Origin of the sequence: Arthrobacter sp. Leaf337, from assembly GCF_001423745.1 — a bacterium.
Classification (GTDB): domain Bacteria; phylum Actinomycetota; class Actinomycetes; order Actinomycetales; family Micrococcaceae; genus Arthrobacter.
The window spans coordinates 619,386-639,545 of sequence record NZ_LMPC01000012.1 but is presented as its reverse complement, the minus strand read 5'-3'; the positions used below and the strand labels follow the sequence as shown (position 1 = coordinate 639,545).

Sequence of the window (20,160 nt, the reverse complement as noted above, 5' to 3'; positions counted from 1 at the left end):
GCTCAGCGGACCTCGAGGATCAGCTGGAGCAGCCGTGCCGCGGCCGGGCGGGCCGCGTGTTCCTCGTTCCACTGGGCCCTTGCCACGGCCTTGCTGACGGCTTGGGTGGTAATGCCAAGCTCCTGGGCCACAGCCTTTTGCTGGCCCCGCACGCCGGGTGTCAGCAAATCCAGGACACGCCACTCTGCCGCGCTGCGGTCATGCACAATGTGGCCGAGGAGCTTCAGGACAGCCTCAGCTTCCGCGGCGAGATCGGCGAACGGACCGTCAACCGCAACGGGGACGCGTTCCTTGCAGTTCCGCAGACGGTCGACCGCGCGGCGGGCGTAGATCAGTCCGTGCCCGGTGGCGTCCTTGATCTGGTTGGGCAGCGGTTCATTAACCGGCCCCACGCCGATTCCCACGAACCAGGTGCCGCAGCGAAGGGCGATCAGGGCAGCCTCCACCGCCTGGTGCGGACACTCAACGATGCCCTGGACCTCGTCCTCAACCGACCGGTCGAAGTCAAGGCGCGCCGGTATGTGCCGCAGGTCCTTGAGCAACTGCGGCACCCGGTCGCCGTCGCGCCGGCTGTCCGTTTGGTTGATGGTCAGCGTGAACATTTCTGGATGACAGACTACCCGTTGGCAGGACAACCCACCCGCGCATAGGTTGTGCCCGTGCCCCGAAGATGTTGCGATGGGGGAGGACGCTGCCGACGGCGGCATTGACGGAAACGGAGGACCGCCATGGCCGACGCCCTGAGTGGGGACACAGTCAGTGACACCAAGACACACGGTACAAGGACTGAAATAAGGGACAGCAGCGAACTCGGGCTCGTGGACCGCTGGTGGCGGGCGGCGAACTACCTGTCCGTGGGCCAGATCTACCTCCGCTCCAACCCGCTGCTGCGCGAACCCCTCCGCGCCGAGGATACCAAGTCCAGGCTCCTGGGCCACTGGGGCACCACCCCAGGGCTCAACTTCGTCTACGCCCACCTCAACCGGGTCATCAGGCGGGACCGGCAGGAGATGCTGTTCATCGCCGGACCCGGCCACGGCGGCCCCGCCGTGGTGGCCAACGCGTGGCTGGAGGGCACCTACTCGGAGATCTACAGCAACGTGGGCAACGATGAACCGGGGCTTGCTGAACTGTTCCGGCAGTTCTCCTACCCGGGCGGCATCCCCAGCCACGCCGCTCCCGAGACTCCGGGATCCATCAGCGAAGGCGGCGAACTCGGGTATTCCCTGGCGCACGCGTACGGGTCCGTCTTCGACAATCCGAAGCTGATTACCGCCGTCGTGATCGGTGACGGCGAGGCGGAAACCGGTCCGCTCGCGGCCAGCTGGCACTCGCACAACTTCCTGGACCCCGTGGCTGACGGCGCGGTGCTGCCCATCCTGCACCTGAACGGCTACAAGATCGCCAACCCCACCATCCTGGCCCGGATGCCCGAGGCACAGCTGGAACAGCTGCTGCGCGGCTACGGCCACAAACCGTACTTCGTCACCGTGACGGATCCCGACGACGTCGAACGGGCCCACCGCGACTTCGCCGCTGTCCTGGAAACCTGCCTGGCCGATATCCGCGCCATCCAGGCGGCGCGCCGCACCGCCGACGCCGTGTCGTCAGAGGGCGCTGGTGACGACGCCGGTGACGACGCCGGGGCCGCCCAGTGGCCCATGATTGTGCTGCGTTCGCCCAAGGGCTGGACCGGCCCCAAGCAGGTGGACGGCAAGCAGGTGGAGGGCACCTGGCGGAGCCATCAGGTGCCGCTGTCCGAGGTCCGCACCAACCCGGAGCACCTTGCCCAACTGGAACAGTGGCTCCAGTCCTACCGGCCGGGCGAGCTGTTCGACGACGCCGGCCGGCTCCGCCCCGACGTCGCGGAAAACGCTCCTGCCGGGGAACTGCGGATGAGTGCGACGCCGTACGCCAACGGCGGCATCCTGCTGCGCGACCTCAAACTGCCGGACTACCGCAAGCATGCGGTCGAAGTGCCCGTGCCGGGGGTGGAGCGGGTCAGCGCCATGATCACCCTCGGCGGCTGGATGCGGGACGTTGTTGCCCAAAACCCGGAGACTTTCCGGCTTTTCGGCCCCGATGAGACCGCGTCCAACCGCCTCCAGGACGTCTACGACGTCACCGACAAAGTCTGGCAGTACCGGATCGACGACGTCGACGAGCACCTTGCGCGGGCCGGCCGCGTCATGGAGGTGCTTAGCGAGCACCTCTGCCAGGGCTGGCTGGAAGGTTACCTCCTGACCGGCCGGCACGGAGTGTTCAGCTGCTACGAGGCCTTCATCCACATCGTCGACTCCATGTTCAACCAGCACGCCAAGTGGCTTAAGGTCCACCGGGAGCTCGCCTGGCGCCAGCCGGTGGCATCGCTGAACTATGTCCTGTCCTCGCACGTGTGGCAGCAGGACCACAACGGTTTCTCACACCAGGACCCGGGTTTCATCGACCACGCCGTTAACAAAAAGGCCGAGGTCATCCGGGTCTACCTGCCGCCGGATGCCAACACGCTGCTCTCCGTGATGGAGCACTGCCTAGGGTCCAGGGACTACGTCAACATCGTGGTCAGCGGAAAGCAGCCCTCACCCACCTGGCTGGGACCGGCCGATGCCGCCCACCACTGCCAGCGGGGACTGGGGATCTGGGAATTCGCCGGATCCGAGGTGCCGGGCGAAGAGCCGGACGTGGTGCTTGCCTGCGCCGGAGACGTTCCCACCGTTGAGACCGTCGCCGCCGCGGAGTTGCTGAAGGAAGGCGCCCCGGGGCTGAAGATCCGGGTGGTCAACGTGGTGGACCTGATGCGGCTTCAGGACGCCAGCGAACACCCCCACGGGCTGAGCTCGCGCGACTTCGACGGCATCTTCACGGCGGACAAGCCGATCATCTTCGCCTACCACGGCTACCCGTCCCTGATCCACCGGCTGGCCTACCGGCGCACCAACCAGGAAGGCCTGCACGTCCGCGGCTACAAGGAAGAAGGAACCACGACTACGGCGTTCGACATGGCCATGCTCAACGGGATTGACCGCTTCCAGCTGGCCATCGATGCCATCGACCGGGTTCCCGGACTGGCAGAGCGGCACTCGCTGCTGCGCCAGTCGCTGCAGGACCAGCGCATCCGGGCCCACAACCACACGCGCAGCCACGGCGAGGACATGGAGGAGATCCGCGACTGGACGCTCGGCGGATAGCCCGGACCGGGTAGCCCGCAGGGCGCCGGCTACCCCGTCCTGCGCAGGTCAGCCAGCGGGCCGGAGGGCACATGGATCCAGCCTTCGCTGAGGGCCGCGGCGGCATGGGTACCCGGCGGCATCAGAGTCTGGCGTAGGCTCACGGCGCGGGCCGTGAGCGAGGCGATGACGGCGTCGAACATGTCGTCAGAGGCCTCGAGGGCATCACGGTATCCGGCCAGGTCAAGCCAGGGCGCAGCGGAGGTCAGGCTGTCCAGGATCAGGCCCAGTCGCTCCGCCTCCGCGGTGCCGCGCCCTTTGTAGCCGCGGGCGTGGATTCCCCAGAGTTTCAGCGACGCTGCCGGGTAGACCTCCGCCAGCCGGCCGGAGCCGTCCCTTGCCTGCGGACCGTAATCCAGCGCGATCTTGGCCTGGATGACCGCGCAGCGCATCGCAGGATGGGCCAGCCGGTCCGCGGAGACGCTGAGCGGAATGAGGCCGGTGGCGCCGGTGACGAACCTGTCGGTGTCCCGGTAGGCCAGCAGCCGGCGGCCCGCAATCCCGTCGTGGTCCAGGACCGGATGCGCGTCGAACTTCAGGTGCCCGGCAAGGAAGGGAACGAGGGCGTCTGGCCAGCCCACCGGGCAGTCGATGCCCGTCATGTCGCTGGCGCCGAACAACTCCACGATCTCCTCGTCGGTGACGTCCAGGGAGAGGTGGACCAGCCGCGCACCACCTTGGGTCCATTCGAGCACCGCGGCCGCGGTCTTCCTGGTGGCCGCAGCGAGGTCCACGCCCAGTGTCTTCACGGGTCAGGCGGCACGGTAGCGGAGTGTGCCGGGGAGTTCTCCCCGGCTGTCGAGGCCTTCCCCGGAGGCAAACCGGGCCCAGACGGCGCGGAGGGCACGTCCCTGAGCGTCGATGTCGTCCCAGGTGGCGCCCGCGACAAGGCCGGCCGTGGCCCACGTCTGTTTGTTGCCGAACAGCAGCGGCAGGTCAACGGTGTGGGCGGCCCCAAAGAAGTTCCCGGGCGCGGCCCAGGTGAGCACGTAGCTGTACGCTTTTCCTCCCGCCCGGGCGTGCCGCCGGGCGAACTTCCGGGCGGCCCGGCCATAGACGGCTTCAGTCACGGCCCGGCTGACTGCGTTGACGGCGGCGGTTCCGACCACCGGGATTTTGGCCAGGCGGCCGGCGACGGGGTTTCCCGGCAGGAACATGCGCGCCTCGTCGGCAGTATGGCCGATCAGGACCTCGATTCCGGGTGCGGCCGAGTTCCATGCGGCTTCAATCTCGTGTTCGGGCGGCAGCGGTGCGTGTCCGTACTGGGTGCCGAAGGGCATGGCTGCCTTGAGCCCGAACTTCCGGGCCACCTGAGAAACACGCCCTTCAATGGCAACAACGTCCATCGCGGGGGTGTCTTCGGTGACATGTTCCGCTGCGACACCCATTGCGGCGCTCATTTTCTCCCGGCCCCGGGTGATGCCCAAGGGCGCGCTCTGGATGATGGCGCGCTGGAACAGCGAGGAGGCCTCCGGGGTCGCCATCAGGTGGGCGACGGCGTCGCCTCCTGCTGACTGGCCAAAGGCGGTAACGCGTTCCGGATCGCCGCCGAAGGCCCGGATATTGCGCTGCACCCAGCGGAACGCCTCAAGCTGGTCCAAGAGGCCGAGGTTTCCGGGCCGGCCCGTACCGGTTGCCAGATATCCGAACACGCCCAGGCGGTATGTCACCGATACAACGATGACCCGGTTCTCGGCGACCAGGGTCTTCGGATCGAAAATGGCCAGGTCGCCGGAGCCCGAGGTGTAGGACCCGCCGTGGAGCCACACCATGACCGGGATGCGCTCGCCGTCGGCAAGGTCGGCCGGGATGGTGATCGAGAGGCGCTGGCAGTCCTCGCTGCCGGGGAGCTCACCGTAGCGTGTTCCGAGGATGTCATCGAGGAACGGCACCGGGCCCTGCGGGCACGCGGGGGAGAGCGAAGTTGCTGCCCGGACCTCGGTCCAGTCAGGTGCACTGGCCGGCGGCTGGAAGCGGCCCGCCGTGGCGTACGGGATGCCCGTGGCGCGCACGACGTCGCCGTCGTGCCAGCCGGTGACCGGCCCGCACGGAGGACTAAAGCGCGGGGGATTAAAGGAAGGCACGGAAGTCACAAGGCAACGATTCCACAGATTTACTGGTGCCGGGCAACAGAAATCCCCGCCTCCCGGACCTTTCCCCCTCGCATGATGCGGGGATTTGTCCGGGGGACGGGGATCCGTGTCGCAGGCCGCACTAACGCGTACCTGCCGGCGGAAATTAGTGGCCGGCTGCCGGAACGTAGCGCTTGATGGAGGCTTCCAGCTCGGCTTCGGCAGCGGCGCGGTCGCCCCAGCCTTCAGCCTTGACCCACTTACCCGGCTCCAGGTCCTTGTACCGGGTGAAGAAGTGCTCGATTTCCTTGATCAGGTATTCGCTGACGTCGCTGACCTCTTTGATGTGGTCGAAGCGGGCGTCGGTGGGCACGCAGAGGACCTTGGCGTCCCCGCCGCCGTCGTCGGTCATGTTGAACACGCCGATGGGGCGGGCTTCAACGATGACGCCCGGGTGCAGATCGAAGTCCTGCAAGAGCACCAGTGCGTCCAGCGGGTCGCCGTCTTCGCCCAGCGTGTTCTCGAAGAAACCGTAGTGGGTGGGGTACTGCATGGACGTAAACAGGACACGGTCCAGGCGGACGCGGCCGGTCTCGTGATCGACTTCGTACTTGACGCGTGATCCCTTGGGGATCTCGATGGTCACGTCATGCTTCATGGAATGCTCCTCGACTTCAGGGTGTTCGCGGCACACAGAATGACCAGCAAAAGGAGTGTCGGTGCCGCCGACTACTATTGAGGATATAGCGATAGGCCCAGGTTTCATGAACTAGTGGGGACATTTCAGGACTATAAGGACCAGCAGCAGCATGAAACGCATGATGAGCCACGTGGCCAGCCATCCCTGGGCGGCCATCATCAGGCGGCAACTGCCGCTGGCGCTGCTAACCATCCTGATTGTGGCGCTCGCCGTCCCGGCGGCCATGCTGGTCGCCCCCGCCTTCACCGGACGGGGCCCGGAACCGGAAAGCACTGAGTCCGCTGTTCCCGCCTGGCAGCAGGTTCCCCGGGACCTTTCCCTCCCGCAGGGAATTGCGCCCCTCAAGGACTCGGCTCCCGTGCCCTGGCCGGACACGCTCGGCGCCCAGCTCAACACCACACTGCAGGCCGACGGCGGCGGGTCCTTTACCGGCGTGGTGCAGGACGCCGCCACCGGGCAGGTGCTGTTCGACCGCGGGGGTGCGGAAGCCCGCGTGCCCGCGTCCAACATGAAGCTCCTGACGGCCGCCGCCGCTGTCCGTGCCATCGGGCCGGACCAGCGCTTCAGCACCAAGGTGGTGTCCGGGGCTGAGCCGGGGTCCGTGGTTCTCACCGGCGGCGGCGACGTCCTGCTCGGTGCAGGGGTGTCGTCCCCGGACACCGTGATGGGCCACGCCGGACTGGCCACGCTGGCCCAGCTCACCGTCAAGGCCCTGCAGGAAAGCGGCATCAAGGGTCCGGTGCAGGTACGGCTGGACGATTCCCTGTTCACCGGTCCGGCGCTGAACCCCACGTGGAGCCCGGATGATGTAGCCGCAGGCGAGACCGCGCCCCTGTTCCCGCTCGCCCTCAACTCGGCCAGATACGACCCCGCCGTAACCACCGGACCGCGGCCTCAGGACGCCGCAATGACAGCGGCCGAGGCGTTCTCCGCCCAGCTCACGACGGCGGCCTCCGCCGCCGGGCTGTCCGTCACGCCCGGCGTCGTGCGTGGCCAGGCGCCGGAGGCCGGCAAGGTGCTGGCCGAGGTCCAGTCCGCCACGCTCCGCCAGCAGGTGGACCTGATGCTTCAGACCTCGGACAACTACCTGGCCGAGGTGCTGGGCCGGCTGGCGGCGGTCGCCGCGGGACAACCCGGCAGCAATGACGGCGCCACGGCCACCGTGTTCAAACAGGTGCAGGACCTCGGAATCCCCACGGACGGCCTTCGCGTGGCCGACGTTTCGGGCCTGTCGCTGGGCAACCAGGTGTCGGCCGGGCAACTGGCCGAAATCGTCCGGGCCATCACCTCCGGCACGGAACCCAGCCTGCGCGCGGCCATCGGCGGCTTCCCCGTGGCCGGCCTGACCGGAACCCTGGGCAGCAGGTACACGGATGCATCGACGGAGCGCGGCGCAGGGCTGGTCCGGGCCAAAACCGGCACCCTGAACTCAGTGATTGCCCTGAGCGGCTACGTTGTGGACGCCGACGGGCGCCTTCTGGTGTTCTCCTTCATAGGCAACGGGCTGCAGCCCGGCGCGGCGGGCAACAGGACGGCGCTTGACCGCACGGCCTCGGCACTGGCCTCCTGCGGGTGCCGCTAGGCGGCAGCATCTCCTACTTCGGGCATCGCCGCGGAACTCACGCCGGCCTTGGGTGCCGCTTCCGCGGGGGTCCCAAACGCGGCGGTGCCCAGCAGGGCGGCCATCACCACGGCGGACAGGACGGACCTCCAGCCGGTGCTCTTCCCCAGGCTCAGCGGCGGGATCGGACGGTACGCAATCATCGGACTCTCCTTGGCGGTGTGGACTTCTGTACCAACTCTGGCCCGGAACATTTGTGTTCCTCTGTTCCGATCCTGTGCCCTGCCTGTGCGTTGAACCCGTTCGCCGGTCAGCGAACTTAAGGCGTAACGGCAGGGTGCTGTGATCTGATGGACGCTATGGAGTCAACTGCAGGCGATTCATCAGCACAGGCCCAGGCACTGATCAACTGGGAGCTCGCAGCGTCAACTGCCGCGCGCCTGGCTCCCGCCGGCCCGGCGCTGGGGTCCGCCGAAATCGGTGCGGCCGTGGAGAACCTGCGCCTTATGGCCGATATCTCCGTGCCGCACGTCCACGACATCACCGGCCTGGAAGCGGCACGGGACCTCCGTGATTCGTCGGTGCTGGTGGTGGACCGTGCCTCCTGGGCCAAGGCCAACACCCAGAGCTTTGCCGTCATGCTGAAACCGGCGATGGAGAAAATGCTCGAAGGCCGCCGCGGAACCATGAGCCCCGGTGCCGCTTCCGTGAGCGGAGCCATCACCGGAAGCCAGCTGGGCGCCGTGCTCGCCTTCCTCTCCAGCAAGGTCCTGGGCCAGTACGATCCCTTCTCGGCGCTCGCCGAGGACTCCACCGCCCCCGCCGCCGGGCGCCTGCTCCTGGTGGCGCCGAACATCGTCCAGGTGGAGCGCGAACTCAACGTTGCCCCCGAGGACTTCCGGCTGTGGGTCTGCCTGCACGAACAGACCCACCGGGTGCAGTTCGCCGCCGCACCGTGGCTCCGCCACCACATGCTCAACGAAATCGACAACCTCAGCGAACACCTGCTGGGCAACGTCGACACCCTCCTCGAGCGCGCATCGGCCGCGGCCCGGTCCCTCAAGGACCGCACGGCCGCCGGAACCGCGCCGGGCCGCGGCGCCATCCTGGACTTGCTGCAGGACCCTGAGGAAAAAGCCTCCCTCTCGCACCTGACTGCCGTGATGAGCCTGCTGGAGGGCCACGCCAACGTGGTGATGGACGCCGTGGATTCCAGCATCGTCCCGTCCGTCAAGACCATCAGGCAACGCTTCAACGCCCGCGGCAAGGACCGCGGCGTCGTGGAGAAATTCATCCGCAGCCTGCTGGGCCTCGATGCCAAGATGCGCCAGTACACGGACGGCGCCAAGTTCGTCCGCGCCGTGGTGGACGTCGCCGGCATGGAGGGCTTCAACCGGGTCTGGGAATCCGCCGGGAACCTGCCCACGGAGCCGGAAATCCATGACGCCAAGCTCTGGCTCGAGCGGATGGGGCTCTAGTTGTCCCAACCCGCAACCGGACGACGGCGTCCCGGCCGGCTGTCGCCCGTCGTCGGCAAGGCGCGCAAAATGTTGCAGAACGCCCTGGCCGACGTCGGCTACCCCGGCCGGGTGCTCGTCGCCTGCAGCGGCGGCCCGGATTCCCTGGCCCTCGCCGCTGTCGCGTCCTACTTCGGGCGGCGCGGCCATGTTGACGGGCACCCTGTATCGGTGGGCGCCGTCGTCGTGGACCACCAGCTGCAGCCCGGTTCCGCCGGCGTCGCCGCCCATACCGCCGACGTCCTCCGGGACCTGGGGCTCTCTCCCGTGGACATCCGGCGGGTTGACGTCGCGTCCACCGGGATCGGCCCCGAAGCCGCAGCCCGGGACGCCCGCCACGCCGCCCTGGAGGAAGCCGCCGCCCTGGCCGGTGCCGGCGCGATCCTCCTTGGCCACACCTTGGACGACCAGGCGGAACAGGTGCTGCTGGGACTGGCGCGGGGCTCCGGGACACGCTCGCTCGCGGGAATGCGGCCGGTCCGCGGACTCCTGCTCCGGCCTTTCCTGGGCCTCCGCCGCGCCGACACCCTGGAGATCTGCGCCGTCGAAGGCCTGGAGCCGTGGCACGATCCGAGCAATGCCGACCCGTCCTTTGCCCGGTCACGGACGCGCGTGGAGGTCCTTCCGATGCTGGAGGAAAAACTCGGTCCCGGCGTCGCGGAGTCCCTCGCCCGGACGGCAGCCATCCTGCAGCTGGACGCCGACTACCTCGACGACGTGGCGAACAGCACGTTTGAGCAACTGGCCGAGCGGTCCGGCGTCGAAATCAGTCTTCCCGAAACGGCGTTGGGCAAGCTGGCCCCCGCCATCCGGTTCCGGGTGATCGCCAAGGCGGCCGCCGCCGTCGGGGGCCAGCAACCGAGCTACCAGCGGCTGCTCGCCGCGGAAGCGCTCCTGCGCCGGCGGGGTTCCGCCGGTCCCGTGGAACTTCCCGGCGGTGTGAGTGCCTACCGACTTTCGCTGGCGGAGATCCTCGCCGGCGAAGGGCGGAATCAGCCGGCCGGGGCGCATGATGCTGCCACCGGCGGTCCCCGCGAAGCCGCCCGCTGTGGGAAGCTAGTATTCCGGCTTCACAAGCCGCCCCAAAAATAGTCGCACCCGCATCTACACAGGAGCCATTGGTGGATTCAAACGACGTCCAGGCAGACCTCAAGCACGTTCTCTACACCAAGGATCAGATCCAGCAGCGGATTACCGAGCTCGCTGCAGAGATCGACAAGGACTACGAGGGCCGGGAGCTCCTCATCGTCGGCGTTTTGAAGGGCGCGGTGATGGTCATGGCGGACCTGGCGCGGGCACTTCACAGCCACGTTTCCATGGACTGGATGGCAGTTTCCTCCTACGGTTCCGGGACCCAGTCATCCGGTGTTGTGCGGATCCTGAAGGACCTCGACACGGACCTGATGGGCAAGGATGTGCTGATCGTTGAAGACATCATTGATTCCGGCCTGACGCTGTCCTGGCTCAAGACCAACCTGGAATCCCGCGGCACCGCCTCTGTGGAAATCTGCACCGCCTTCCGCAAGCCCACGGCCGCGAAGGTCCAGATCGACGTCAAGTACGTCGGCTACGACATCCCCAACGAATTCGTTGTGGGCTACGGCCTGGACTACGCCGAGAAATACCGCAACCTGGACTTCGTGGGCACGCTGGCCCCCCACGTCTACGAGTAGGCGCACTCCCCGGGATCCCTCCCGGCCGGCTGGGCCCGAAAAGGCCGCGGCCATGCACCGCTACGCCTAGAGGGAACTTTTGCCCTACACCGTGCGTGATTCACTCCGAACGGTGTATAGCTAGAAGCTGACGCAGCACCACACGCGCGCAGACCAGTCGCCGTGCAGCACTACCAGGAGGGACGGGGCCAGCCCCCGATCAGATGAAAGCTAAGAGTTTCTTCAAGGGCCCGGGCATCTGGATCGTAGTTGTGGTCGGAATGCTCCTGCTGGCCTTTGCCACGCTCGCCCCCGGCGGGGCTACCCGGATCGACACCAAGCCGGGCCTCGAGCTTCTTGCAGACAGCGGCAAGGTGGAACAGGCCAAGATCTTTGACGCGGAAAACCGCGTGGACCTGGTCCTCAAGGACAACCTGGTCATCGACGGCCAGGACAAGGGCAAGAACGTCCAGTTCTTCTTCGTCAACGCCCGCGCCGCGGACGTGGTCAAGGCAGTCACCGACGCCAACCCCGCAAGCGGTTTCACTGACCAGCCGATCGAAAACAACTGGTTCTCCGGGCTGTTCTCCCTCCTGATTCCGGTACTCCTGCTGGGCGTCCTCTTCTGGTTCCTGCTCTCCCGCATGCAGGGCGGCGGATCCAAGATCATGCAGTTCGGCAAGTCCAAGGCCAAACTGGTCAATAAGGACATGCCCCAGGTGACGTTCAGCGACGTCGCCGGTGCCGACGAAGCCGTCGAAGAGCTCCAGGAAATCAAGGAATTCCTCCAGGAACCGGCCAAGTTCCAGGCCGTGGGTGCCAAGATCCCCAAGGGCGTGCTGCTCTACGGCCCTCCGGGCACCGGCAAGACCCTGCTGGCCCGCGCCGTCGCCGGTGAAGCGGGCGTGCCGTTCTTCTCCATCTCGGGTTCCGACTTCGTCGAAATGTTCGTTGGCGTGGGTGCGTCCCGTGTCCGCGACCTGTTCGAGCAGGCCAAGGCCAGCTCGCCCGCCATCATCTTCGTGGACGAGATCGACGCCGTCGGCCGTCACCGTGGCGCCGGCATCGGCGGCGGCAACGACGAACGCGAGCAGACCCTCAACCAGCTGCTGGTTGAAATGGACGGCTTCGACGTCAAGACCAACGTCATCCTGATCGCCGCCACCAACCGTCCTGACGTGCTGGACCCGGCCCTGCTCCGCCCCGGCCGCTTCGACCGCCAGATCACCGTTGAGGCTCCCGACCTCGTGGGCCGCGACCAGATCCTGCAGGTGCACGCCAAGGGCAAGCCGATGGCTCCCGGTGTTGACCTGAAGGCCGTCGCCAAGAAGACCCCCGGCTACACCGGTGCCGACCTCGCCAACGTCCTCAACGAGGCCGCCCTGCTGACGGCCCGCTCCAACGCCAACCTGATTGACGACCGCGCACTCGACGAAGCCATTGACCGCGTCATGGCCGGACCGCAGAAGCGCAGCCGCGTCATGAAGGAACACGAGCGCAAGATCACCGCGTACCACGAAGGCGGACACGCCCTGGTGGCTGCCGCGCTTCGGAACTCCGCCCCGGTCACCAAGATCACCATCCTGCCCCGCGGCCGCGCCCTGGGCTACACCATGGTGGTCCCGGAGAACGACAAGTACTCCATCACCCGCAATGAACTGCTGGACCAGATGGCCTACGCCATGGGCGGCCGCGTGGCCGAGGAAATCGTCTTCCACGATCCGTCCACTGGCGCCTCCAACGACATTGAGAAGGCCACTGGAACGGCCCGCAAGATGGTCACGGAGTTTGGTATGAGCGAACGCGTCGGTGCCGTGCGCCTCGGTCAGGGCGGCGGTGAGCCGTTCCTTGGCCGCGACGCCGGCCACGAGCGCAACTACTCGGACCAGATCGCCTACATCGTGGACGAGGAAGTGCGCCGCCTGATCGACCAGGCCCACGACGAGGCCTACGCGATCCTCACCGAGAACCGCGACATCCTCGATTCCCTGGCCCTTGAGCTCCTCGAGCGGGAAACCCTCAACCAGGCTGAGATTGCGCATGTCTTCCGGGACATCCGCAAACGCGACTTCCGCGAAGTGTGGCTCTCCAAGGAAAGCCGTCCGGTGCAGACCGCCGGCCCCGTTGAGTCCCGGCTGGAGCGGGCCGAACGTGAGGCCCAGGAGGAAGCCAAGGAAGCCCGTCTGGAAGAGCCGCTGGACGCCCAGCCGCCCCACCCCCAGGGCGTAGCAAGCCAGGAGAACTTCGGCAGCGGTGTTACGGACGTCGGCGCCGACGGACCGCATCACGGCTAAGCTTCTGCTGTGAATCATTTCGACGACGACGACGTTTCCGGCACCGCCAACCGCTCCACTGCAGGCCATTCGCGGCATGGGGGAGGCACGAAGGTGGACCGCCCCAGGATCGAGGCGGCCGTCCGGGAAATCCTGCTGGCCATCGGGGAGGACCCGGACCGCAGCGGGCTGCTGGACACCCCCAAAAGGGTGGCCAAGGCCTACTCGGAGGTCTTTGCCGGCCTGCACCACGACCCCGCGGAAATCCTGGCCACCACCTTCGACCTGGACCACGAGGAGCTGGTCCTGGTCAAGGACATTCCGTTCTACTCCACCTGTGAGCACCACTTGGTGCCGTTCCATGGCGTGGCGCACGTGGGTTACATTCCCTCGCACGACGGCAAAGTTACCGGGCTGAGCAAGCTCGCCAGGCTGGTGGACATGTTCGCCAAGCGCCCGCAGGTGCAGGAACGGCTGACAACCCAGATCGTCGAAGCACTGGTGACGCACTTGAAGCCGCGCGGCGCGATCGTGGTCGTTGAGTGCGAACACCTCTGCATGTCCATGCGCGGCATCCGCAAGCCCGGTGCCAAGACCGTCACCAGTGCCGTGCGCGGTCAACTGCATGACCCGGCCACCCGCGCCGAAGCCATGAGCCTCATACTCGGAAGGTAATAAAACAGACTATGGACTCCCTAGCTGCTGCCCCTGGAACCGGACCCGCAACAAACCCCTTGCCAATCCTGCGTAAACCGCGGCCGGCAGCCAAGTTTGAAGAACTCCCCACGGACCGCACGCTGGTGATGGGCATCCTGAACGTCACCCCGGATTCCTTCAGCGACGGCGGCACGCATCCGACGCCGGACGCCGCCATCGCGGCCGGCCTCCGGATGTTCTACGCCGGTGCCGACATCATCGACGTCGGCGGCGAATCCACCCGCCCCGGTGCTGAGGAAGTCAGCCCCGAAGAGGAACAGCGCCGTGTGCTGCCCGTGGTCGAGGCCATGGTCAAGGCCGGCGCCCTGGTCAGCATCGACACCACCCACGCGTCAACGGCAGCCGCTGCCCTCAAGGCCGGCGCCGCCATCATCAACGACGTTTCCGGGCTGACGATGGAGCCGGAGATGGCGGAACTGGCTGCCCGCACCGGCGCCCCGTACGTGCTGACCCACCGCCGCGGCGACGCCAAGACCATGACTTCCCTCACCGACTACGGCAACGTGGCAGAGGAAGTCGCCGCCGAACTGATGGGCGTGCGCGACAAGCTGTACGCGGCCGGCGTAGCGCCGGAGCAGATCATCGTGGACCCGGGGCTGGGCTTTTCCAAGAACGATGTCCAGAACTGGGAGCTCCTGCGGAACATGGGACCGCTGGAGGCCCTCGGCCACAGGATCCTCGTGGGAGCTTCGCGCAAGCGCTTCCTTGGCACGCTGCTGACCGTGGCGGGCAAGGCTGCCGCCCCCCAGGAACGGGACCACGCGACCGCCGCCATCACGGCGATCAGCGCCGCCCGCGGCGCATGGGCTGTGCGCGTGCACGACGTCGGACCCAGCCTTGACGCCGTCAAGGTTGCCGCACGGATGTCCGCCGGTTCCCTCGGCGACTCCAGACCCGCCAAGTAGGCAGCCACAATGGACACAATCACGCTGAGCGGTGTTACCGCCGTCGGCCATCACGGGGTGTTCGATTTCGAACGCCGCGACGGCCAGCCGTTCATCGTTGATGCGGTGCTGCACCTGGATTTCACCAAGGCGGCCGCCTCGGACGACGTCCTGGATACCGCCCACTACGGTGAGGTGGCCGAACGCATCAAGCACTGGATCACCGGCGAGCCGCTGAACCTGATCGAGGCCCTGGCCGTGCGCATCGCCGAAGACCTGCTGCAGGAATTCCCGCTGGCCGCCGTCGACATCACCGTGCACAAGCCCAAGGCTCCCATCGAGGTTGAGTTCGGCGACGTCTCCGTCAGCGTGCATCGGCGGCGGTCATGAACCCGCCGTACTCAAACAACCCGTACGTTCGGGCCGTCCTGGCCTTGGGCAGCAACCTGGGGGAGCGGAACGACACCCTCTCCAGCGCCGTCGCAGACCTGGTGGACCGGCCCGAAGTGCGGCTGATCGCAGTGTCCCCAGTGGTGCAGACCAAAGCCGTGGGCGGCCCGGAAGGCCAGCCGGATTTCCTGAACATGGTGATCACGGTGGAGACCTCGCTGCCGCCGTCGGAACTGCTGCGTCATTGCCAGGCCGTGGAAAACAAGCACCACAGGGTGCGCGAAGTCCGGTGGGGTCCGCGGACCCTGGACGTGGACATCATTACCTACGGCGATTTGGTGAGTGCGGACCCCGCGCTGACGCTGCCCCATCCGCGTGCCGCGGAGCGCGCATTTGTCCTGTACCCGTGGTCGCTCATCGACCCCGCGGCGGAGCTCAACGGCGTCCGCGTGGGCGAACTGGCGGTCCGCGCCGCTGACTTTCCCGATCTTGCCCCCTTCGACGGTTTCGGGGACTTTGACGGCCTGCCCACCGCGGGAGCAGTGGAGTAGGCCGTGAAACCCGTCAACCCCTTCCTGCTGATCGTCGTCGGGCTGATCCTGGCCATCGCCGGCTGGTTCGCGACTGTCATGACCACCCGCTACGGCCTGGCCACCCCGGTGCTGCCCCAGACCGGCCTGGTGACCATGGGCGTGATCGTGGCGCTCACGCTGGTGCTCGGAATCCGCGTCCTGCGCTGGCGGAACGGCAACAAGAAGAAGATGCTCAACCCCATCCTGGCCGCTTGGACGCTGGTCCTCGCCCAGGCCTGCGCGTACACCGGGGCCGTGCTCCTGGGCTGGCACGCGGGAATCTTCCTGGACCTGCTGCGGCTCTGGAACCTGCGCAGCGACCAGGGAATCACCTGGCTGGCGCTTTCCATGGCCGGCGGCGGACTTGCCATGATCATCGTGGGGCTGGTGGTGGAACGCTTCTGCCGGATTCCGCCCGAAGACGGCGACGCCGACGGCGCGCCGGGAGCGCCCGGAAGGGGAGCCCGCAAGCCCAAGGGGGAGGGCGAATATGCGTACCGAGGCGATTGATCCGCCAGGGATCTCCTGGCTCCGCGTTTCACCCAAATACGTGACCGTCCGCCTGGTCGAATGGGCGGTCGGCAACCTCATCGCCGTGGCATTGCTGTCACTGCCGCTCGTGTTCACCCTGGCGGGCTGGTGGGAGTGGGTTCCGCTGTGGCTGGCCATCACGGTTCCGGCCGTCATGCTGCTGCTCGCCGTCTGGCGGCTGCTGCTGATACCCCGCCAGGTGCGGGCCATCGGGTATGCCGAGCGCGACGACGACCTGCTGATCCGCAGTGGCATCTTCTTCCAGCGCACCCTGGTGGTCCCCTACGGCCGGATGCAGTACGTCGACATCGGCGTAGGCCCCGTGGAACGCGCCCTCGGCCTCTGCACGCTGAAGCTGCACACCGCCTCCGCCGGCACCAACGCTGAAATCCCGGGCCTGCCTGCCGATGAGGGGGCGCGGCTCCGTGAACAGCTTTCCGCCCGGGGCGCTGCACGGCTGGCCGGGCTGTGACCCCAGGCTACGCCGTGACCCCTGAAGGCCCCGTGGCCACTGACGGGGCCGGGCAGGTTTCCGGGAAGCCCGACGGCGAGTGGCTGCGGGTGCATCCTGCGTCGCCGTTCATCCGGGGCTGGGTGGCGCTGGCCGCCATCGGCTTTTTCTTCGGCCGCGACACCTTTGAGCGGCTCCTGCAGGGCCGGCCCCTGATGGATGACATGTATGCCGGGCGCGTGCCGTTCCTGCTCGCCGGCGGCGGCCTGGTCCTGCTGCTGTCCGTACTCGGGTTCATCATGACCTGGTACTTCACCCGCTACCAGGTGGCCGAAGGCTACGTCCGGGTGAACACGGGCTTCCTGTTCAAGCAGCAGCGGCAGGCCAGGCTGGACCGCGTGCAGGCCATCGACATCGTGCAGCCCCTCCTGGCCCGGGTCTTCGGCCTTGCCGAGCTCAAGTTCGAGGTGGCCGATGCCGGCGAATCGGCGGTCCGCCTGGCCTACCTCCGGATCGACGACGCCCGCCAGCTGCGGGCCACCATCCTGGCCCGCGCGGCCGGGCTGGAACCTGACCCCGAGCGGCCCGAAGCAGCCCTGCCGGAGGCGCCGGAATACCCCGTCCTGGCCGTCCCGCCGTCACGCCTTGTCGGTTCGCTGCTCCTGAGCGAACAGAGTTTCTTCGTGGTGCTGGGCGCCGTGGCGTCCGTGGTGCTCTCAGCCATCACCGACAACCGCAGCTTCTACTTTTATCTGATCCCCGCCGTCCTTGGCCTGGCCGCCGCCTATTGGGGGTCCTTCAACAAGGGCTACAACTTCACCGCCGCCATTTCACCCGACGGCATCCGGCTCCGTTACGGGCTGCTGGACACCCAGGCGCAGACCCTTCCGCCCGGCAGGATCCAGGCCCTGAAAGTTACGCAGCCGCCGCTGTGGCGGATCTTCGGCTGGTACCGGATGCAGGTGAACGTTGCCGGCTACGGCGGCCCCGGCAGCAACGGCGAAGCCGCCTCACGCACCACGATTCTCCCCGTGGGCGTCCTGGCGGACGTTATGAGGATGCTCGCCCTGGTGCTCCCCGACCCCGGAACAGCAGACCCCGCCCGCGTCTTTGGTGCCGGCCTGAGCGGCCTCGCCCCCGGGGGAGCGGTCTCCAAGGGAGGCGTCCCCGCCGGGGAGGGTCCCGCGGCCGGGTCTTCCACCGGAGCGCCCGACGGCGGTTTCGTCACCAGTCCGCAGCGCGTGCGGCTGCTGGCTCCGATGGGCTGGCGCCGCAACGGCTTCGCCGCTACGGACACGGCGCTGCTCATCCGTTCCGGCCGGCTGTGGCGCGAGCTGGTGGTGGTTCCGCACCAGCGCACGCAGTCGATGGCCCTGCACCAAGGACCCCTGGCGCGGCGCTTCCGGGTGGCGGACCTGGTCCTTCACACCACGGCCGGTCCGGTGTCGCCCCGGGTCATCCAGGCCGGGCTGGATGAAGCCCGGGCCCTGTTCGATGCCCAGGCCGCCCGCGCACGGGAAGCCCGCAAGCGCCAGACCAGCGAGCAATGGCTCGCGCAGGTCGCTCCGGCCACGGCGGCTGAGCCTCCGGTGGTCAGGGAGCGGCCGGGGAGCGAAACCCCGTATCTCCACACAACCGATCTCCGGCGTGAACCCGTCGACCTGCAAACCCGCGAGGAAGGCCCCCAACATGGCTAAGCCAGGACGCCTCGGCATCGGAATCATCGGTGCAGGCAAAGTCGGAGCCGTGCTCGGTGCAGCACTCCGCGCAGCCGAGCACGCCGTCGTCGGGGTTTCCGCCGTCTCCGACGCCAGCCGCGAACGCGCCGAAACCCTGCTGCCCGGCGTGCCGGTCCTCGACGTGCAGGACATCGTGGAACGGTCCGAGCTGGTGCTGCTCGCCGTTCCGGACGATGCCCTGGGCGACCTCGTGCAGGGGCTTGCGAAGCTGGGCGCCTGGCAGCCCGGACAAATCGTGGCCCACACCTCCGGCCGCTTTGGCGTTGGCATCCTGCATCCGGTGCGGGCAGCCGGTGCCATCCCGCTCGCGCTGCACCCCGCCATGACCTTCACCGGCATGAGCCTGGACCTCACCCGGCTGCTGGACTGCACCTTCGGAGTCACGGCGGACGCCGCGATGCTGCCCATCGCGCAGGCCCTGGTGGTGGAGATGGGCGCCGAACCGGTGGCCATTGCCGAGGGCGACCGTACCCAGTACCACGCGGCCCTGGCGCACGGCTCGAACCACATGGTCACCCTGGTTGCCCAGGCCTCTCAGCTGCTGCGCGAGGTGGGCGTCGAATTCCCTGAACGGATGCTGGGTCCGCTGCTGCGGGCAACGCTGGAGAACGCGCTTGCCTCCGGCGAGGCCGCCCTGACCGGGCCGGTGGCCCGGGGTGATGTCGGCACGGTTGCCGCGCACGCCGAGGCCCTGCGCGAACACGACGCCGGTGCAGGCGGCGATATTCTCGAGGCATACCTGGCCATGGCGCGGGCCACCGCCCGCCGCGCCGGGAGCCGGGGGCTGCTGAAACCGGACCAGCTGGACGCTATCCGGAAAGCCCTGGCCGGCATAGACGGTCTGGATGACGACGGACCGGACAACAGCGGACCGGACAACAGCGGGCCGGACAACGACGGGCCGCAGGCCACTGGAGGTAACTGACTTGGCGATCAAACTCGTGACCACGGCGGCGCAGCTGCGCGCCGAAAGCGCCCGGCTGCTGGCGGAGAAACAGGGTTCGTCACAGGGCCTCGTTCCCACGATGGGCGCCCTGCACGAAGGCCACGCGAGGCTGGCGGGCACCGCCGTCGCACAAAACGACGTTGTAGTGGCCAGCATCTTCGTCAATCCGCTGCAGTTCGGCGAGGCCGTGGACCTGGACCGGTACCCCCGGACCCTTGAAGCGGACATGGAACTCCTGGACGCCGAGGGCGTGGACCTGGTGTTCGCGCCGTCCGTGGACGAGGTCTACCCCGGCGGCGAGCCCCTCGTCCGCGTGACGGCAGGACGGCTGGCCGAGAAATGGGAGGGCGCGTCCCGCCCCGGCCACTTCGACGGCGCACTCACGGTGGTGGCCAAGCTGCTGCACTACGGGATCCCGGGGACAGGGCTGCCCGGCGGAGGCGCGTTCGTGACCGGCGCCGGCGCGGGCCTGCCCGCGTACCGCGCCTACTTCGGCCAGAAGGACGCCCAGCAGCTGGCGCTGGTGCGTCGCATGGTGGCGGACCTGAACTTCCCCGTGGAGATCGTGGCCGTGCCGACCGTCCGTTCCGCTGACGGCCTGGCCCTGAGCAGCCGCAACAGGTTCCTGTCCGCGGAGGAACGCGGCGCAGCCCTGGTCCTCTCCCGGGCGCTGCGGCTCCTCGAAGAGCGGGCCAACGCCCACGAACCGCTCGACCTGGAATCCGCCCAGGCCCTGGTGGAATCGCAGCCCCTGGTGGGACTGGACTACTTCGACGTGGTGGATCCGGACACGCTCGAACCCCTGGCCGAGAACTGCAAGGAGACACCGTTCCGCGGCGAAGGCCTGGCCATCATCGCGGCGAAGGTGGGCCCGGTCCGGCTGATTGACAACGTGCCCCTCAGCTCCTGAACTTTTTTCCAATGACGG

The 20,160-nt window shown here is 67.7% G+C and carries 20 protein-coding genes; 15 read left to right on the top strand and 5 right to left on the bottom strand.

The features are described from left to right. Window positions 1-2 precede the first annotated feature (2 nt). Window positions 3-602: a MarR family transcriptional regulator gene (locus ASF98_RS12125; RefSeq protein ID WP_055801974.1), complete on the bottom strand. Its 600-nt coding sequence runs from the start codon at window positions 600-602 to the stop codon at window positions 3-5. Between the two features lie 126 nt (window positions 603-728). Between ASF98_RS12125 and ASF98_RS12120 the strand changes: the two genes are divergently transcribed. Continuing rightward, window positions 729-3,188, top strand: a complete 2,460-nt coding sequence (locus tag ASF98_RS12120; protein ID WP_055801972.1) for a phosphoketolase family protein — start codon at window positions 729-731, stop codon at window positions 3,186-3,188. Window positions 3,189-3,217: 29 nt separating this feature from the next. On the opposite strand, the gene ASF98_RS12115 is transcribed toward ASF98_RS12120, so the two are convergent. From ASF98_RS12115 to ASF98_RS12105, 3 genes are all read right to left on the bottom strand, one after another. After that, window positions 3,218-3,976 (bottom strand): DUF429 domain-containing protein, encoded by a 759-nt coding sequence (locus ASF98_RS12115; RefSeq protein WP_055801969.1) that lies wholly within the window; start codon window positions 3,974-3,976, stop codon window positions 3,218-3,220. A 3-nt stretch (window positions 3,977-3,979) separates the two neighbouring features. Beyond that, window positions 3,980-5,320: a carboxylesterase family protein gene (locus ASF98_RS12110; RefSeq protein ID WP_055801967.1), complete on the bottom strand. Its 1,341-nt coding sequence runs from the start codon at window positions 5,318-5,320 to the stop codon at window positions 3,980-3,982. 145 nt (window positions 5,321-5,465) lie between these two features. Further along, complete coding sequence (locus tag ASF98_RS12105; protein ID WP_055801965.1) at window positions 5,466-5,957, bottom strand: inorganic diphosphatase; 492 nt, start codon at window positions 5,955-5,957, stop codon at window positions 5,466-5,468. 151 nt (window positions 5,958-6,108) lie between these two features. On the opposite strand from ASF98_RS12105, the gene dacB reads away from it, so the two are divergent. Next, a complete protein-coding gene (dacB, locus tag ASF98_RS12100) occupies window positions 6,109-7,581 on the top strand; it encodes a D-alanyl-D-alanine carboxypeptidase/D-alanyl-D-alanine endopeptidase (protein WP_055801962.1) in 1,473 nt (490 codons plus the stop codon). On the opposite strand, the gene ASF98_RS12095 is transcribed toward dacB, so the two are convergent. After that, window positions 7,578-7,763 carry a hypothetical protein gene (locus tag ASF98_RS12095; protein WP_055801960.1) on the bottom strand — a complete coding sequence of 62 codons (186 nt, stop codon included), beginning with the start codon at window positions 7,761-7,763 and terminating at the stop codon, window positions 7,578-7,580. The genes dacB and ASF98_RS12095 overlap by 4 nt on opposite strands. Window positions 7,764-7,919: 156 nt before the next feature. On the opposite strand from ASF98_RS12095, the gene ASF98_RS12090 reads away from it, so the two are divergent. From ASF98_RS12090 to ASF98_RS12030, 13 genes are all read left to right on the top strand, one after another. Then, window positions 7,920-9,038, top strand: a complete 1,119-nt coding sequence (locus ASF98_RS12090) for a zinc-dependent metalloprotease (protein ID WP_055801957.1) — start codon at window positions 7,920-7,922, stop codon at window positions 9,036-9,038. 69 nt (window positions 9,039-9,107) lie between these two features. Further along, on the top strand, window positions 9,108-10,169 hold the full coding sequence (gene tilS / locus ASF98_RS12085; protein ID WP_200939343.1) for a tRNA lysidine(34) synthetase TilS: 1,062 nt from the start codon (window positions 9,108-9,110) through the stop codon (window positions 10,167-10,169). Between the two features lie 29 nt (window positions 10,170-10,198). Continuing rightward, on the top strand, window positions 10,199-10,750 hold the full coding sequence (gene hpt, locus ASF98_RS12080) for a hypoxanthine phosphoribosyltransferase (RefSeq protein ID WP_028270320.1): 552 nt from the start codon (window positions 10,199-10,201) through the stop codon (window positions 10,748-10,750). 203 nt (window positions 10,751-10,953) lie between these two features. Further along, window positions 10,954-13,023, top strand: coding sequence for an ATP-dependent zinc metalloprotease FtsH (gene ftsH, locus ASF98_RS12075; protein ID WP_055801955.1), 2,070 nt, complete (start codon window positions 10,954-10,956; stop codon window positions 13,021-13,023). A gap of 9 nt (window positions 13,024-13,032) precedes the next feature. Continuing rightward, window positions 13,033-13,677, top strand: coding sequence for a GTP cyclohydrolase I FolE (gene folE / locus ASF98_RS12070; RefSeq protein ID WP_055801952.1), 645 nt, complete (start codon window positions 13,033-13,035; stop codon window positions 13,675-13,677). An 11-nt stretch (window positions 13,678-13,688) separates the two neighbouring features. Then, window positions 13,689-14,624 carry a dihydropteroate synthase gene (gene folP, locus ASF98_RS12065; RefSeq protein WP_055801949.1) on the top strand — a complete coding sequence of 312 codons (936 nt, stop codon included), beginning with the start codon at window positions 13,689-13,691 and terminating at the stop codon, window positions 14,622-14,624. Window positions 14,625-14,633: 9 nt separating this feature from the next. Continuing rightward, on the top strand, window positions 14,634-14,993 hold the full coding sequence (folB, locus tag ASF98_RS12060) for a dihydroneopterin aldolase (RefSeq protein WP_055801946.1): 360 nt from the start codon (window positions 14,634-14,636) through the stop codon (window positions 14,991-14,993). Continuing rightward, window positions 14,990-15,544 carry a 2-amino-4-hydroxy-6-hydroxymethyldihydropteridine diphosphokinase gene (gene folK, locus ASF98_RS12055; protein WP_055801943.1) on the top strand — a complete coding sequence of 185 codons (555 nt, stop codon included), beginning with the start codon at window positions 14,990-14,992 and terminating at the stop codon, window positions 15,542-15,544. The genes folB and folK overlap by 4 nt, the downstream gene beginning before the upstream one ends. Before the next feature lie 3 nt (window positions 15,545-15,547). Beyond that, window positions 15,548-16,075, top strand: a complete 528-nt coding sequence (locus tag ASF98_RS12050; protein ID WP_055801939.1) for a DUF3180 domain-containing protein — start codon at window positions 15,548-15,550, stop codon at window positions 16,073-16,075. Further along, a complete protein-coding gene (locus tag ASF98_RS12045; RefSeq protein ID WP_055801936.1) occupies window positions 16,056-16,568 on the top strand; it encodes a PH domain-containing protein in 513 nt (170 codons plus the stop codon). Before ASF98_RS12050 ends, ASF98_RS12045 begins: the two co-directional genes overlap by 20 nt. 14 nt (window positions 16,569-16,582) lie before the next feature. Beyond that, window positions 16,583-18,244 (top strand): PH domain-containing protein, encoded by a 1,662-nt coding sequence (locus ASF98_RS12040; protein WP_156372374.1) that lies wholly within the window; start codon window positions 16,583-16,585, stop codon window positions 18,242-18,244. Further along, window positions 18,237-19,211, top strand: a complete 975-nt coding sequence (locus ASF98_RS12035) for a Rossmann-like and DUF2520 domain-containing protein (protein ID WP_055801930.1) — start codon at window positions 18,237-18,239, stop codon at window positions 19,209-19,211. Before ASF98_RS12040 ends, ASF98_RS12035 begins: the two co-directional genes overlap by 8 nt. 1 nt (window position 19,212) lies before the next feature. Next, a complete protein-coding gene (locus tag ASF98_RS12030) occupies window positions 19,213-20,142 on the top strand; it encodes a 4-phosphopantoate--beta-alanine ligase (protein WP_055801927.1) in 930 nt (309 codons plus the stop codon). Window positions 20,143-20,160 lie beyond the last annotated feature (18 nt).

Excerpts from the sequence above, each read along its gene's own strand:
- ASF98_RS12125 (WP_055801974.1), bottom strand. The coding sequence starts at position 602 with ATGTTCACGCTGACCATCAACCAAACGGACAGCCGGCGCGACGGCGAC.
- ASF98_RS12120 (WP_055801972.1), top strand. The coding sequence starts at position 729 with ATGGCCGACGCCCTGAGTGGGGACACAGTCAGTGACACCAAGACACAC.
- ASF98_RS12105 (WP_055801965.1), bottom strand. The coding sequence starts at position 5,957 with ATGAAGCATGACGTGACCATCGAGATCCCCAAGGGATCACGCGTCAAG.
- dacB (WP_055801962.1), top strand. The coding sequence starts at position 6,109 with ATGAAACGCATGATGAGCCACGTGGCCAGCCATCCCTGGGCGGCCATC.
- ASF98_RS12095 (WP_055801960.1), bottom strand. The coding sequence starts at position 7,763 with ATGATTGCGTACCGTCCGATCCCGCCGCTGAGCCTGGGGAAGAGCACC.
- ASF98_RS12090 (WP_055801957.1), top strand. The coding sequence starts at position 7,920 with ATGGAGTCAACTGCAGGCGATTCATCAGCACAGGCCCAGGCACTGATC.
- tilS (WP_200939343.1), top strand. The coding sequence starts at position 9,108 with ATGTTGCAGAACGCCCTGGCCGACGTCGGCTACCCCGGCCGGGTGCTC.
- ftsH (WP_055801955.1), top strand. The coding sequence starts at position 10,954 with ATGAAAGCTAAGAGTTTCTTCAAGGGCCCGGGCATCTGGATCGTAGTT.
- folP (WP_055801949.1), top strand. The coding sequence starts at position 13,689 with ATGGACTCCCTAGCTGCTGCCCCTGGAACCGGACCCGCAACAAACCCC.
- folB (WP_055801946.1), top strand. The coding sequence starts at position 14,634 with ATGGACACAATCACGCTGAGCGGTGTTACCGCCGTCGGCCATCACGGG.
- folK (WP_055801943.1), top strand. The coding sequence starts at position 14,990 with ATGAACCCGCCGTACTCAAACAACCCGTACGTTCGGGCCGTCCTGGCC.
- ASF98_RS12045 (WP_055801936.1), top strand. The coding sequence starts at position 16,056 with ATGCGTACCGAGGCGATTGATCCGCCAGGGATCTCCTGGCTCCGCGTT.
- ASF98_RS12035 (WP_055801930.1), top strand. The coding sequence starts at position 18,237 with ATGGCTAAGCCAGGACGCCTCGGCATCGGAATCATCGGTGCAGGCAAA.